This is a genomic window from Saccharopolyspora indica, assembly GCF_027853965.1.
Classification (GTDB): Bacteria; Actinomycetota; Actinomycetes; order Mycobacteriales; family Pseudonocardiaceae; genus Saccharopolyspora; species Saccharopolyspora indica.
Window position 1 is genome coordinate 1 of record NZ_JAQGLB010000006.1, and the last position, 12,713, is coordinate 12,713.

General features: G+C 70.9%; 13 protein-coding genes. 7 read left to right on the forward strand and 6 right to left on the reverse strand.

Features of this window, described 5'->3' with window-relative positions; genetic code table 11:
- Nucleotides 1–40: 40 nt before the first annotated feature.
- A complete protein-coding gene (locus OU416_RS15095; protein ID WP_270927584.1) occupies nucleotides 41–457 on the reverse strand; it encodes a RidA family protein in 417 nt (138 codons plus the stop codon).
- A 294-nt stretch (nucleotides 458–751) separates the two neighbouring features.
- Between OU416_RS15095 and OU416_RS15100 the strand changes: the two genes are divergently transcribed.
- The 4 genes from OU416_RS15100 (at nucleotide 752) to OU416_RS15115 (ending at nucleotide 4,440) form a co-directional block, all read left to right on the forward strand.
- Nucleotides 752–1,834 (forward strand): serine hydrolase domain-containing protein, encoded by a 1,083-nt coding sequence (locus OU416_RS15100; RefSeq protein WP_270927585.1) that lies wholly within the window; start codon nucleotides 752–754, stop codon nucleotides 1,832–1,834.
- Nucleotides 1,835–1,905: 71 nt separating this feature from the next.
- Nucleotides 1,906–3,540, forward strand: coding sequence for a hypothetical protein (locus OU416_RS15105; protein WP_270927586.1), 1,635 nt, complete (start codon nucleotides 1,906–1,908; stop codon nucleotides 3,538–3,540).
- A 20-nt stretch (nucleotides 3,541–3,560) separates the two neighbouring features.
- Nucleotides 3,561–4,019 carry a GNAT family N-acetyltransferase gene (locus OU416_RS15110; RefSeq protein WP_270927587.1) on the forward strand — a complete coding sequence of 153 codons (459 nt, stop codon included), beginning with the start codon at nucleotides 3,561–3,563 and terminating at the stop codon, nucleotides 4,017–4,019.
- Nucleotides 4,020–4,047: 28 nt separating this feature from the next.
- Nucleotides 4,048–4,440 carry a VOC family protein gene (locus OU416_RS15115; protein WP_270927588.1) on the forward strand — a complete coding sequence of 131 codons (393 nt, stop codon included), beginning with the start codon at nucleotides 4,048–4,050 and terminating at the stop codon, nucleotides 4,438–4,440.
- Between the two features lie 4 nt (nucleotides 4,441–4,444).
- On the opposite strand, the gene OU416_RS15120 is transcribed toward OU416_RS15115, so the two are convergent.
- Nucleotides 4,445–4,987, reverse strand: coding sequence for a GNAT family N-acetyltransferase (locus OU416_RS15120; RefSeq protein WP_270927589.1), 543 nt, complete (start codon nucleotides 4,985–4,987; stop codon nucleotides 4,445–4,447).
- A 127-nt stretch (nucleotides 4,988–5,114) separates the two neighbouring features.
- Here OU416_RS15120 and sph point away from each other — a divergent pair, with 127 nt between their 5' ends.
- Nucleotides 5,115–6,038: a sphingomyelin phosphodiesterase gene (gene sph, locus OU416_RS15125; RefSeq protein ID WP_270927590.1), complete on the forward strand. Its 924-nt coding sequence runs from the start codon at nucleotides 5,115–5,117 to the stop codon at nucleotides 6,036–6,038.
- 62 nt (nucleotides 6,039–6,100) lie between these two features.
- On the opposite strand, the gene OU416_RS15130 is transcribed toward sph, so the two are convergent.
- Nucleotides 6,101–7,087, reverse strand: a complete 987-nt coding sequence (locus OU416_RS15130) for a malate dehydrogenase (protein ID WP_093146003.1) — start codon at nucleotides 7,085–7,087, stop codon at nucleotides 6,101–6,103.
- Nucleotides 7,088–7,367: 280 nt separating this feature from the next.
- On the opposite strand from OU416_RS15130, the gene OU416_RS15135 reads away from it, so the two are divergent.
- On the forward strand, nucleotides 7,368–8,042 hold the full coding sequence (locus OU416_RS15135) for a DUF899 family protein (RefSeq protein WP_270927591.1): 675 nt from the start codon (nucleotides 7,368–7,370) through the stop codon (nucleotides 8,040–8,042).
- Nucleotides 8,043–8,129: 87 nt separating this feature from the next.
- Nucleotides 8,130–8,768 (forward strand): LysE family translocator, encoded by a 639-nt coding sequence (locus tag OU416_RS15140; protein ID WP_270927592.1) that lies wholly within the window; start codon nucleotides 8,130–8,132, stop codon nucleotides 8,766–8,768.
- Between the two features lie 3 nt (nucleotides 8,769–8,771).
- Here OU416_RS15140 and OU416_RS15145 read toward each other — a convergent pair whose 3' ends face one another.
- The 3 genes from OU416_RS15145 to OU416_RS15155 all read right to left on the reverse strand — a co-directional run bounded on the left by OU416_RS15145 (nucleotide 8,772) and on the right by OU416_RS15155 (nucleotide 12,685).
- Nucleotides 8,772–9,038 carry a YdeI/OmpD-associated family protein gene (locus tag OU416_RS15145; RefSeq protein WP_270927593.1) on the reverse strand — a complete coding sequence of 89 codons (267 nt, stop codon included), beginning with the start codon at nucleotides 9,036–9,038 and terminating at the stop codon, nucleotides 8,772–8,774.
- A gap of 26 nt (nucleotides 9,039–9,064) precedes the next feature.
- Nucleotides 9,065–10,321 (reverse strand): MFS transporter, encoded by a 1,257-nt coding sequence (locus OU416_RS15150; protein WP_270927594.1) that lies wholly within the window; start codon nucleotides 10,319–10,321, stop codon nucleotides 9,065–9,067.
- A gap of 75 nt (nucleotides 10,322–10,396) precedes the next feature.
- Complete coding sequence (locus OU416_RS15155; protein WP_270927595.1) at nucleotides 10,397–12,685, reverse strand: PQQ-dependent sugar dehydrogenase; 2,289 nt, start codon at nucleotides 12,683–12,685, stop codon at nucleotides 10,397–10,399.
- Nucleotides 12,686–12,713 lie beyond the last annotated feature (28 nt).

Below are 12,713 nucleotides of genomic sequence, written 5' to 3' on the forward strand. Positions count from 1 at the left end.
GGGGGGGGGGGGGCGCGGGGGGCGCCCCCCCACCACGGGGTCAGGCCGTGGCCAGAGCGGCCAGGGCGTCGATCTCCACCAGCTGGTCGTCGTAGCCCAGGACGGTCACGCCGAGCAGGGTGCTGGGCGGGTCGTGGTCGTGGTCGGCGAAGTAGTCGCGCACCACTTCCCAGGCCGTGACCAGGTCCTGCTGGTCGCTGCTGGCCACGTAGACGGTCGTCTTGACCACATCGGACAGTTCGGCCCCGGCTTCGGCCAGGGCGGTCTTGAGGTTGTGCATCATCTGGCGGGCCTGGCCGGCGTAGTCGCCGACCGCCACGGTCGCCCCGTCGTCGTCGAGCGGGCAGGACCCCGCGGCGAACAGGAGGTGTGCATCGGGTGGCACGACGGCGCCGTAGGCGTATTCGGCCACATCGGACAGTGTTGAGCTGCGCAGCAGACGGATCTTGCTAGACACCCCACGACGCTACCGGCGGCGCCGGGCCGGTGAGCCGGTGTTCGCTCCGAGGGAAAAATCAGTTGATCGTCCCAATAGTCTGGAGTCGTCAGTCGAAGGACTGGTTGTGGAACGAGTGCTGCGGGAGGTGCGGGTGATCAGCGGGCGCGCTGGTGGCGGACCGTTCGTCGGAGACGTCGCCGCAGCACGCCGCATCGACCGCAGCACCCGGAAACCGGTGCGGGCGAACTGGTACCCACCTGCGTTCGACCTGCCACGTCGGCAGCTGGATCCACTGTGGAGGAACGGGGGACGATGAGATCGCAGGGCGTGGTGGACGAGCGGTTCGCCGTGGTGCGCGAGGTGTTCGACGGGTTGCTGGCCTCCGGAGCGGAGACCGGCGCGGGGCTGGTCGTGCGCCACGAGGGCCGGGAGGTGGTCCGGCTCAGCGGCGGCTGGACCGACGCCGCCCACCGCGCTCCGTGGCGCGATGACACGCTGGTGCAGGTCTTCTCGCTGGGCAAACCGCTTGCCGCGCTGACCGCGGTGAAGGTGCTCGCCGATGCCGGGCTCGGGCTGGACCGGCCGGTGGCCGAGGTGTGGCCGGACTACGCCGCGGCGGGCAAGTCGGCCACGACGCTGCGGCAGCTGCTCAGCCACCAGGCCGGGCAGCCGGCGTTCCCGGAGGCGACGACCGATCTGCTCGACGACGCGCGGCTGCGCGCCGAGCTGGCCGCGGCCGCACCGGAATGGCCGCCCGGCAGCCGCATCGCCGAGCACGCCCTGACCTACGGGCACCTGCTCGACGGGGTGGTGCGCGCGATGACCGGGCGAAGCCTGGGCGAGGTGTTCCGGCGCGAGGTGGCCGCGCCGCTGGGCTGGGACGCGCACTTCGGCGTGCCCGAGGCGGATCTGCCGAGGGTGGCCGAGCTGGTCGTCGGCGACCCCGGGTACTGGACGTTCGGGCAGGCCGGCGGGCTGGTCCAGCGCGCCCTGACCACACCACCGGGCGCGCTGGAGGTGGCGGTGGCCAACAGCGCGCGGTGGCGGCGGGCGCAGTTCCCGGCGATCGGCCTGCACGCCACGGCTTCAGCGATGGCGTCGTTCTTCGCCGCGCTCACCGACACCGCCGGGCCGGTGGCGCGGCTGCTGGGCGAGCGGATGCACGGTGAGCTCATCGCCCCGCAGGCCAGCGGTCACGACGAGTTCCTGAACTGCGACGTGACCTGGACGCTGGGAGCCCAGCGCGAGGAGGACCAGCTGGACATGGGCGGGATCGGTGGTTCCACGGCGTGGGTGTCGCTGCGGCACGGCTATTCCTGCGCCTACCTCACCCGACACCTCGCGGGCCCGCACCGCATGCTCGCCCTGGAGGAGGCCATCAACTCGCTGTGGTGAACCGGCTTCCACCGGGAAATCGCCGGCCCGCACCGAGCCCGGATCGCTGACGGCCTGGATGCTCCTTTCAGGTGGTCATTGGTTCGCCGGGCGTGGTTGTTCTCGATTCGAGGCCGGCATCACTCCGCCTGGGTGATCATGGCGAAGTGTCTCCTGTTCCTGATGCCGCCGTGTGGATCGCGGTGGCTGCTGCGCTGATCCAGGTCGCAGTGGTCGTTCACGTCGGCCGTGGGCGGGAGACGGGTGGGCGCGGCCCGCACCGGTCGGTGCCGGACACCGTGTTCGTGCTGGGAATGGCCGTCGCGGTATTCGTAGAACTGCGGATAATACTGGAGGACGCCGCATCGGAGAATGCGCAGGGCCACAACCCGATCGGCGCCCTGTCCCCCTTTCTGGACACCACGTTGTTCAAGTGGGTGCTCGTCATTTTCGCCCTGGCGTCGATGCTGATCCGCATTCTCTGGGCATGGGTGATCGGCGCGGTCATCAAAAGTCTCGTGGCCGGAAACCTGGACCGGGTGCAGGTTCTTGCGCACATCGCAACACTGGTCACAACCGCGACGGCCGGCGTGCTGCTCATCGGCGTCGACCACCGATCCTTCGCGCGGGATCTCATCATCTGGGTGCCGATCGTTCTTGGTTTCATCGGAGGCCTGCTGGAGCCGGTTGAGGTTCCAGCAGGGCAACCGCGTGATGACAACCGCCGTCCCGTTGGTGGGCAGGCCCGGCAAAGTCCTGGCCGTGGGCTCGCGCTGACCGTTGTGGGGTGGACGCTGTTCGCCCTGTCGTTGTTGATGCCCATGATCTTGATTCCCTGGATCGACTTCCAGCTGTACGAGAGCCGTGATCCTGTGTCCGATGTCCCGATCTGGATGTCTGCGATGATCGCGTTCGCGGTCATCGCGCCTGGGTTCCTGCTCTTCGGCATCGGCAACGTCCTGCTCAAGAAGGGCAAGCAGCTGCGCCACCGGATCATCCCTTCATTCGAAGAGCTCGCCGGGGAGCGCTATCTGCTCTACCTGCGCCCCTTCTCCCTCGACCCCGTGATGGCCTTGCCACCGGGTGACGACCCGTCCCTGAGCGCCGGCTCTCCCTTCGAGCTCGTCGGGACCTACGAGGAATTCCTGGTGAGCCAGTTCCAGGGCCTGGGCCGCATCGTCGCGATCGGCCAGCCCGGCGAGCCCCTGCCGGAACTCGGTGCTGAACGCGGCTACCTGCCCCGCGACGACGACTGGAAGGACACGGCGAGCAGGCTGATCAAGGGGGCGCACGCGGTCATCATCACCGCGGCTCCCGGTTCCGGGACGATGTGGGAATTCACCGAAGCGCTGCACGCCACCACGCCCACCCGGCTGCTGCTGCTCGTCTACGACGACGAAACCTACCGCTCCTTCCGGGAAGGTGTGGCGCAGGAGTACGCGACGAGGTCGTCCGCCGAGGCGGACCTCGACTGGCCGCCACTGCCGCAATTGCCGGATGTTCCGCCGCCCCCTGCGCGCGCCAGAGGGGTTCGTTGGGAATTCCCGCTCAGGGGAATCCTGTCCTTCGACCACGAATGGCGTCCGCAGTTCACTCGATTCCCGCCGACCCTGCCGCGGATCAGGCATGCCTGGACCATACGCCGGCTGGTCCGGCGCGAACTCAAGCCGGTTCTGGATCCGGTGTCGCAGCTGCCCCCAGCACCACCGCTCGAACGGTGTCGGTGAGGTCGTGTTGACTCGGGGGCATGACGACGCACGTGGAGGACGCGACGATCGCCGACGCCGAGGAGCTGACGCGGATCGTGCGCACCAGCAGCGCCTACGACGGGCACTACCGGGTGATGGTGGCCGAGCTGGGCATCGACGCCGGGTACCTCGCCGAGCATCTGGTGCGGGTCGCTCGCGACGGTGACGGGCGGCCGCTGGGCTTTCACACGGTGATCGTGCCGGGACGCGGTGCCGATGGTGAGGGCGAGCTGGACTACATGTTCGTCGACGACGCCGCGCAGGGCCGGGGTCTGGGCCGCCTGCTCATCACCGACGCCTGCCGGCAGGCCCGGGCGCGCGGGCTGCGGCGGCTGCACGTGGTGTCGCACCCTCCGTCGGAGGGCTTCTACCTGTCGATGGGTGCCCGGCGGGTCGGCACGGTGCCGCCGGCGGGCGAGATCACCTGGTCGCGGCCGCACCTGGCGTTCGAATTGTAGGTGCGCGCGTTCGGTTTACGGTGGCCTCATGCGCATCTCACGCCTGCAGTTCGTGTCCGTTCCGGTCAGCGATCAGGCCCGGTCCCGCGACTTCTACGTCGACGTGCTCGGTTTCGAGCTGGTGGTGGACGTGGCCGGTCCGCACGGCCGGTTCCTGATGGTCGCTCCGCCCGGCTCGCCCAGCGGCGTGGTGCTGGTGGACTTCCCGGTGGGCGGCATGGAGCTCAGCGGTCCGGTGCACCTGCAGTTCCACACCGAGGACGTCGAGTCCGATGTCGCCGAGCTGCGCGGGGCGGGTGTGCAGGCCGGTGACGTGCAGGAGATGCCGTGGGGGCGGGCGACGTCGTTCACCGATCCCGACGGCAACGCGATCTCGTTGCTGGAGCCCTCGCGGATGGGCGAGCGGCCGGCCGCGACCTGAGCGGTCAGCGGGTCAGCCGCCAGATGACGTCGATGCCCGCTTCGCCGGGGCTGGTGGGCAGTTCGCGGGGCGGGCTGCGGCGGTCGACGCAGGTGAAGCCGAGGCGTTGCGGGACGGCGGCGCTGGCGGTGTTGCCCGCGTCGTGCCAGATCTCGACGTGGTCGATGCCGGGCAGCGCCAGCGCCTGGTCGACGAGCGCGGCGGTGGCGGTGGTGACCAGGCCGCGGCCGGTGTGGCCGGGGTGCAGCCAGTATCCGATCTCCAGGCCGGTGGGGCCGATCCGGCGTTCCAGGGCGATGCAGCCCGCGATGGTGCCGCCGACGGTGATGGCGTAGGTGAAGGCCCGGCCGCTGCGCCAGTTGTCCTGGGTCTTCTGGAGGAACTCCGCGGCGTTCTCCAGCGAGTAGTCACCGGCCGCCCACGGCATCCACGGCCGCAGGTGCGGTAGTGCTTCGGTGACCACGCGGTGCAGCGCGGCGAGGTCGGTGCTGCGCCAGCGCCGCAGCACCGCCGATTCCAGGTCGATCTTCTCGGCAGGCCGGTCCATGCGTTGATACTGCTGGTCGGCGCCGTGCGGTGGCAACCGAATTGATCCCGGGTGTTCGCCGCGGAGGCCTGGATGGTGGTGCCTGCGGGCGGCATGATGATCCACCGTGAAGATACGAATCGCTTTCATGTCTTTGGCGGTGGTGATGAGCGGGCTGGCGGCCCCGTCGGCCGTGGCCGCCGCCGACGGTCCCCGGATCGCCTCCTACAACGTGTTCATGCTCCCGCGTTCTCTGTTCCCGAACTGGGGGCAGCTGCAACGCGCCGACCTGCTGGCCTCCGAAGGCGTGCTGGCAGGTCAGGACGTCGTGGTGGTGCAGGAGGCCTTCGACAACGAGGCCTCGCAGCGCCTGCTGGCCAACCTCGCCGGTGACTACCCGCACCAGACGCCGGTGCTGGGGCGCTCGCGGAACGGGTGGGACGCCACGCTGGGGTCCTATTCGGACACCCGCCCCGAGGACGGCGGGGTGGCGGTGCTCAGCCGCTGGCCGGTGACCGAGCGCGTCCAGTACGTCTTCGGACCGGGCTGCGGCGCCGACGCCGCCTCCAACAAGGGATTCGCCTACACCCGCATCGACTCGCCCACCGGCCCGGTGCACGTGATCGGCACTCACCTGCAGGCCGACGACAACGCCTGCGGTGACCGGGCACCGGGCGTGCGGGCCGGTCAGCTGGGCGAGATCGCGCAGTTCGTGCGGGACCGGGCGATCCCGGCCGCCGAACCGGTGGTGGTGGCCGGTGACCTCAACATCGACGCCACGGCCGAGGAGTTCACCGCCGCGCTGGCCACCCTGGGCGCCACCGCCCCGGAGACCACCGGGCATCCCTTCTCCTACGACCCGGCGACCAACTCGGTGGCCGCCTACCAGGCACCGGGCTGGCCGGGCCAGCAGCTCGACCACGTGCTGCCGCTGGCCGGGCACGGGCAGCAGCGCTGGGTCTCGGAGACCCGGGCGGTGCACTCGCCGGAGTGGTCGGTGACCTCGTGGGGCCAGACCTACACCTACACCGACTTCTCCGACCACTACCCGGTCTTCGCGCACCCGGCGTAGAGACCGCGGAAACACCGCGGGGCCGCACCCCTCGCGAGGGGTGCGGCCCCGAGCGGTCCGGCTCAGATCAGGCCGAGCTTGCGGACGGCGTCGCGCTCCTCGACCAGCTCGTTGACCGAGGCGTCGATGCGGGCGCGGGAGAACTCGTCGATCTCCAGGCCCTGCACGATCTCGAACTTGCCGTCGCGGGCGGTGACCGGGAACGAGGAGATCAGGCCCTCCGGCACGCCGTAGGAACCGTCGGAGACGACCGCCGCCGAGGTCCAGTCACCCTCCGGGGTGCCGTTGACCCAGGTGTGCACGTGGTCGATGGCGGCGTTGGCGGCCGAGGCCGCCGAGGAAGCACCGCGGGCCTCGATGATGGCCGCACCGCGCTTGGCGACGGTGGGGATGAACTCGTCGGCCAGCCAGGACTGCTCGACCTGCTCGGCGGCGATCTTGCCACCGACCTCGGCGTGGAACAGGTCCGGGTACTGGGTGGCGGAGTGGTTGCCCCAGATGGTCAGCTTCTTGATCTCGCTGACCGACACGCCCAGCTTCTGCGCCAGCTGGGTCAGCGCCCGGTTGTGGTCCAGGCGGGTCATGGCGGTGAACCGCTCGGCGGGCACGTCCGGGGCATGGGCCTGGGCGATCAGCGCGTTGGTGTTGGCCGGGTTGCCGACCACCAGCACGCGCACGTCCTCGGCGGCACCGGCGTTGATGGCCTCGCCCTGCGGCTTGAAGATGCCGCCGTTGGCCTCCAGCAGGTCACCGCGCTCCATGCCCTTGGCGCGGGGGCGGGCGCCGACCAGCAGCGCGACGTTGGTGCCGTCGAAAGCGGTGCGCGCGTCGTCGGTGATGTCGATGCTCTGCAGCAGCGGGAACGCGCAGTCGTCGAGCTCCATCGCGGTGCCCTCGGCCGCCTTGACCGCCTGCGGGATCTCCAGCAAGCGGAGCTTGATCGGGGTGTCGGGCCCGATGAGCTGACCGGAAGCGATCCGGAACAGCAACGCGTAGCCGATCTGACCGGCCGCACCGGTGACGGTCACGGTGACGGGAGCTTTGGTCATGGGGTTTCGTTCTCCTGCTCGCCGGGTGATTGCCTAGTCCGGATGCTATCCCCAGCGCCGGAGCGCCGCGGCGGGCCCGCCACGGATCACAGTGGACGCGGCGCGGGACCGATTCAGCCTCCTCGGTGAACACCACAGCCGGGGTGAACGCGGCTCCGGTCACCACGTCGAGGGTGGTGCGGATGAAACCGCTGGTGATCGACCTCGGCGATGAGTTCGAGCCTGCGGTGCGGTCTGACCTGGTGGAGTTGTCAGCTCACCACGGCCAGGAGGAGCAATCATGACCAAGCGCGATCAGCCGAAGGCCGCACCGGAGATCGTCGACCGCGCCGCGTTCGAGGAGGCGCTCGCCGAGCAGGTGGCCGCGGAGAAGGAGGTCACCCGGCACAACGACCGGGTCGCCGCGGCCCGGCGCAGGCTGCCGATGGTGGAGGTGCCCGACTACGTCTTCACCGGCCCGGGCGGACCGGTGCCGCTGAGCGGGCTGTTCGGCGACACCTACCTGCTGGTGGTGCAGAACGTGATGTTCGGCGCGGACTGGGACGAGGGGTGCCCGAGCTGCACGTGGGCGGTGGACAACCTGCCCGCCACCACGCAGCGGTTGTCCGAGGAGGCGATCGCGTTCGCGATGATCTCGCAGGCGCCGATCGGCAAGCTGGAGGCCTGGCGCGCCGAGCGGGGCTGGGAGTACCCGTGGGTCTCCTCGGCCGGAACGACCTACCACTACGACTGGGGCTGGACGCAGCGCGACGAGCAGGGCGGTGAGGTGCTGCGGCCCGGCTACTCCTACTACCTGCTCAAGGACGGCAAGCCGTACCTGACGTACATGACCACCGCGCGAGGCGTCGAGGCGGTGCTGCCGGTGGCGCAGATGATGGACCGCACCGCCTACGGCCGGCAGGAGGAATGGGAGGACAGCCCCGCGGGCTGGCCGCAGTACCCGACCTACGGGTGAGGGTGGCCAGTTCCGGCGGATTGGCCGTTCGCGCCTGCTCCGCCGCCGCTTAGCGTTCACCGGAACGGACTAGCGGAGGTGGCGGGCGTGGTCAGTTTCGGTGCGGTGGCCGGGATCGCGGTGGTGGCGCTGGGGTTGGTGCTGACCCCGGGGCCGAACATGGTCTACCTGGTGTCGCGGTCGGTGACGCAGGGGCGGCGGGCCGGTCTGGTGTCGCTGGCCGGGGTGGCGGTGGGGTTCCTGGTCTACGCCGCGGCGGCCTCGGCCGGGATCGCCGCGGTGTTCACGCTAGTGCCCGCGCTCTACACGGCGGTGCAGGTGGCCGGGGCGGTGTACCTGCTGTGGCTGGCCTGGCAGGCGGTGCGCCCGGGCGGGATGTCGGTGTTCGCGCCCGCGGCGGTGCCCGAGCACACCGCGGGCCGGTTGTTCGCGATGGGGCTGGTGACCAACCTGCTCAACCCGAAGATCGCGGTGCTCTACGTGTCGTTGCTGCCGCAGTTCGTCGATCCGGCGCGGGGCGGGGTGGCGGGCCAGAGCCTGCTGCTGAGCGCGGTGCAGATCGTGGTGGCGGTGTCGGTGAACGCGCTGATCGTGGTGACCGCGGGATCGGTGTCGGGCCTGCTGTCGCGGCGGCCGGGGTGGCTGCGGGTGCAGCGGTACTTCATGGGTGCGGTGCTGGCGGGCCTGGCGGTGCAGTTGCTGGCCGGGCGGGCCCGTCCTGCTTGAGCGCTAGCGGCCGTTGCGCTCGCGGTGCTTGCACCCGGGCCAGCAGCAGGGCCTGCGCTTGCCTTCCAGCAGCTCTTCCCGCGTCCGGCGGATGCGGCGTTCGCGGGTGGCCGCCTGCTTGGCGTCCTCGACCCAGCAGATGAACTCGTTGCGGGCCAGGGGCGTGATGTCGTGCCACGCCGCGAGCGCGGTGCCGTCGGCGATGAGCGCCTCGCGCAGGTCTGCGGGCAGTTCGTGCACCGGTCCACCGGGTACTGGCTGGCTGTTCACGAGCGCCACGGTAGCCGAAGCGCCGGTCAGCCCGTGGTTTGCGGGGTGGCGGGCTCGGGGAGGGTGGCGTGCCGGAACGGGGACGCGGCCAGCACCACCGCGGAGGCGACGAGGCCGGCGATGCCCGCCCACAGCGCGGTGCGCAGGCTGGTGGCGTCGGCGATGAGGCCGCCGAGCGGGGCGCCGATGACGATCGCGCCGCGGTTGAGGGAGCGGATGGTGGTGTTGACCCGGCCTTGCAGCCGGTCGGGGGTGATGGCCTGCCGGTAGGCCATCTCGTTGGGGCCTTCCAGGCCCATGAGCACCCAGAACAGCAGCTGCGAGAGCCCCAGGAGGACGATCACCGCCGGGCTCGGACCGAGCAGCGGCACCAGCAGCCACGGCAGCGGCATGAGCACGCGGGTGAGCACCACGGTGCGCCCGGCGCCGAAGCGGCGGCCGCTGCGGTTGGCCAGCGCACCGCCTGCCACCGCCCCGACACCGGCGCAGGCGTAGCTGATGCCCAGCTGGAACTCGCCGAGCCCGAGGCCGCCCTCCGGTGCGCGCAGCACGTAGAGGACGTAGACGGTGGTCAGCATGCTGTGGGCCAGGAACCACAGGTGCCCGGCCAGCGACTGGGGGCCGAGCATGCGGTGCCGGTAGACCCAGGAGGCGCCTTCGCGCAGTTCGGTGAGCACGCCGCGCCGCTGCGCGCGCGGTGCGGACTGCTCGCGGGTGCCGATGCCCGCCAGCAGCGCACCGGAGATCAGGTAGGAGATCGCGTCGACCAGGATGGCCAGCGGGGCGCCGATGGCTTTGACCAGGGCTGCCGCCAGCAGCGGGCCGGTGGTCTGGGCGACGGCGTGGGACTGCTCCAGGCGCGCGTTGGCCGAGGTCAGCATGTGCACCGGGACCAGCTTCGGCAGGAATGCCTGGTCGGCGGCGTCGAAGAACAGCGACAGCAGGCCCAGCAGCGCGGCGAAGGCGATGAGCACCGGCAGGGTCAGCAGGCCGGCCAGGTGCAGCAGCGGGATCGCGCACAGCACGACCGCGCGGGCGAAGTCGGCGCCGACGAGCAGGGGTTTGCTGCGGTAGCGGTCGACCAGGACGCCGACGAACAGGCCCAGCAGCAGGTAGGGCACCCAGCGGGCGGCGTTGAGCAGGCCGAGTTCGGTGGCGGTGGCGTGCAGGGTGAGCGCGGCCAGGACCTGCAGGGCGAGGGTGGTGACGTAGGTGCCGAAGATCGAGGTGGTCGATGCCGCCCAGAACCTGCGGTAGTCGGCGACACCGGCCGGTTGCGTCATGATCGAACCGTAGCAGCCTCCTTTTCGCAGCTGGGGGGCTTGGCGCGGGGTGGGCGGACCCACCCCGCGCGGATGTCAGCGGTCGGTGAAGCGGCGGTACTGCTCGGCGATGGTGCGCTGGTCGGCGGCGGTGTTGAGGAACATCAGCGAATCCATGCGGCAGTGGCAGGGGTTGCGCTCCCGGTCGTTGCCGGGGAAGCTGCCGCCGATCTTGATGCCGCGCGGCGTGGAGGCGGTGGTGCCGGTGCCGTCGACCTGCCACGGGTCGCCCGGGTCGGTGTAGAAGCCGGGCAGCGGTGCGCCGTTGCGGTACAGCGCCATCTGCCCGGTGGTGTAGTCGAACGTCGCCGCCAGGTGCACCCACTGGCCTGCGGGCAGCAGTTCGCGCCAGTCCTGCTGGGCGGCGAAGGTCTGCGAGGCCCCGTCGTCGAGGCGGCGGCCCAGGGCGACCAGCCGCAGCTGCCCGTCGACCTCGATCAGCTCCAGCAGGGCCCGCACGTCGTGGCCGGTGGAGTTGCCGGTGAGCAGCCCGGCCAGGCCGACGGCGTGGTAGCGGTCGGCTGGGTCGGGCGTGGTGGTGTTGGGTGCGGGGTTCTCGCCGGTCATCTTGAACCAGCCCATGACGGTGGCGCCGCGGGTCGCGTTGAACGCCGACAGCGAGCCGGTCTCGTCCCAGACACCGGCCTTCCAGTCGTCGTTGCCGTCGGCGTCGGGGGTGATCTGCCGGGTTTGCAGGGCGTTGTTGCTGCCGGGGAACGCCCCGTCGGGCACCCGCATGTCCTGCCCGCCGTTGATCAGCGACAGCAGGGTGCGCGAGGAGCCGGTGTCGAGTTCGCGGGAGTCGTCGGCGGCGAAGGGGTGCTCGAAGTCGTAGTGGGCCACCAGGTCGCGGCGCACGGTGTCGGTGACCTCGGAGTCGCGGGCCGGGCGGGTGCCGGTGACCTTCCAGATGGTGCCGTTGGCCTTGGCCAGCAGGTAGAGGTTGCGCTGCGAGTCGGTGCCGAAGCGCAGGTCCACCCGCCCGTCGCCGACGAAGTCGCTCATCCGCAGCTGCTTGCCGCTGGTGTCGAACAGCGCGAGCTCGTGCAGCGGCGCGCGCGGCCGGCCGCGGCGCATCTGGTCGGTCTCGGTGTAGAACACGCGGCCGTCGACGAGGTCGCCGAAGACGTACTTGCCGCGCAGCTGCGGCAGGTCCTGGCCGCGGTAGACCTGGCCGCCGGAGACGGCGTGGCCGCTGTCGGAGTTGCACGGCCAGTTCGGCGGCGGGTCGTGGTCGTAGGCGGCGACCGGGTAGGTGTAGCCGTACTTCGCGTCGTCGGCGGGCAGCGGGTAGAGGTAGCACTGGGTCTGCGGGTCGAAGGTGAAGGCTCCTTCGCGCCGGCTCCAGCCGAAGTTGTCGCCCGCGCGCACCTCGTAGACGGCTTCGATGGCGTGCTGGCCGATGTGCCCGAGGAACATGCGGCGGTCCTGCGGGTCCCAGCTGAAGCGGTGCGGGTCGCGCATGCCCACCGCGTAGATCTCGCCCAGCGCGCCGGGTCGCCCGGTGAAGGGGTTGTCGGCGGGGATGCCGTAGCGGCCGCCCGGGCCGTTGCTGCCCGCGGGGTCGATGCGCAGGATCTTGCCCGCCGGGGTGCTCAGGTCCTGCGGGATGTCGGTGTCCAGGCCGATGCCGCCGTCGCCGACGCCGAGGTAGAGCAGCCCGTAGTCGGGGTCGCCGGGGCGGGCGGTGGGGTTGAAGTCGATCTGCTGGACGGCGTGGACGTGGGTGGCGAATCCGTAGCGGAAGATCTCGCGCTGGGTGCCGGTGAAGGTGTCGGCGGCCGGGTCTTGGGCGGTCCACTCGGTGACCACGCTCTGCACGACGGCCTCGGGCTGGTTGGGGTAGGTGGGCGGTCGGGTGGCGATGGCGCCTTCGCCCTCGGAGTGCACGGTGTAGAACTTGCCGTTGGTGGCGAAGTCGGGGTGGAAGGCGACGAACCCGAAGCCGCTGCCCATGCCCTTGCCGGAGAAGAAGTGCTCGAAGCGCTCCCGGAAGTCCAGGTAGAGGTGCTGCTGGCCGCCGTCGAGCAGGTGCAGCGGGCCGTTGAGGTCGGGCACGTACTGGCGGCCGGAGCCGTCGGGGATCTCACCGATGTGGTTGATGCGGTTGTGGCGGATCAGCCGCGGGTCGGTGGCCGGCGGGGTGGCCTCGGTGGCGGGCAGCTGCGCGTGCTGCTCCAGGACCAGGCCGAACTCGGCGGCGATGGGCGCTTCGGGGATGGGGTCGGTGATCGGCTCGTCGGCGGTGGCCGGTGGTGCTGCGGTCAGGGTCGCGGCGAGCACCGCTGCGGTGATCGCGGCGACCCGGCGTCTGTGCGCTCGCATGGGGACTCCAGCGGTGGTGGGGACGGAG

Coding starts and splice junctions, on each gene's coding strand:
- OU416_RS15110 (WP_270927587.1), top strand. CDS start 3,561: ATGACGACGCACGTGGAGGACGCGACGATCGCCGACGCCGAGGAGCTG.
- OU416_RS15120 (WP_270927589.1), bottom strand. CDS start 4,987: ATGGACCGGCCTGCCGAGAAGATCGACCTGGAATCGGCGGTGCTGCGG.
- OU416_RS15150 (WP_270927594.1), bottom strand. CDS start 10,321: ATGACGCAACCGGCCGGTGTCGCCGACTACCGCAGGTTCTGGGCGGCA.
- OU416_RS15100 (WP_270927585.1), top strand. CDS start 752: ATGAGATCGCAGGGCGTGGTGGACGAGCGGTTCGCCGTGGTGCGCGAG.
- OU416_RS15115 (WP_270927588.1), top strand. CDS start 4,048: ATGCGCATCTCACGCCTGCAGTTCGTGTCCGTTCCGGTCAGCGATCAG.
- sph (WP_270927590.1), top strand. CDS start 5,115: ATGTCTTTGGCGGTGGTGATGAGCGGGCTGGCGGCCCCGTCGGCCGTG.
- OU416_RS15155 (WP_270927595.1), bottom strand. CDS start 12,685: ATGCGAGCGCACAGACGCCGGGTCGCCGCGATCACCGCAGCGGTGCTC.
- OU416_RS15130 (WP_093146003.1), bottom strand. CDS start 7,087: ATGACCAAAGCTCCCGTCACCGTGACCGTCACCGGTGCGGCCGGTCAG.
- OU416_RS15135 (WP_270927591.1), top strand. CDS start 7,368: ATGACCAAGCGCGATCAGCCGAAGGCCGCACCGGAGATCGTCGACCGC.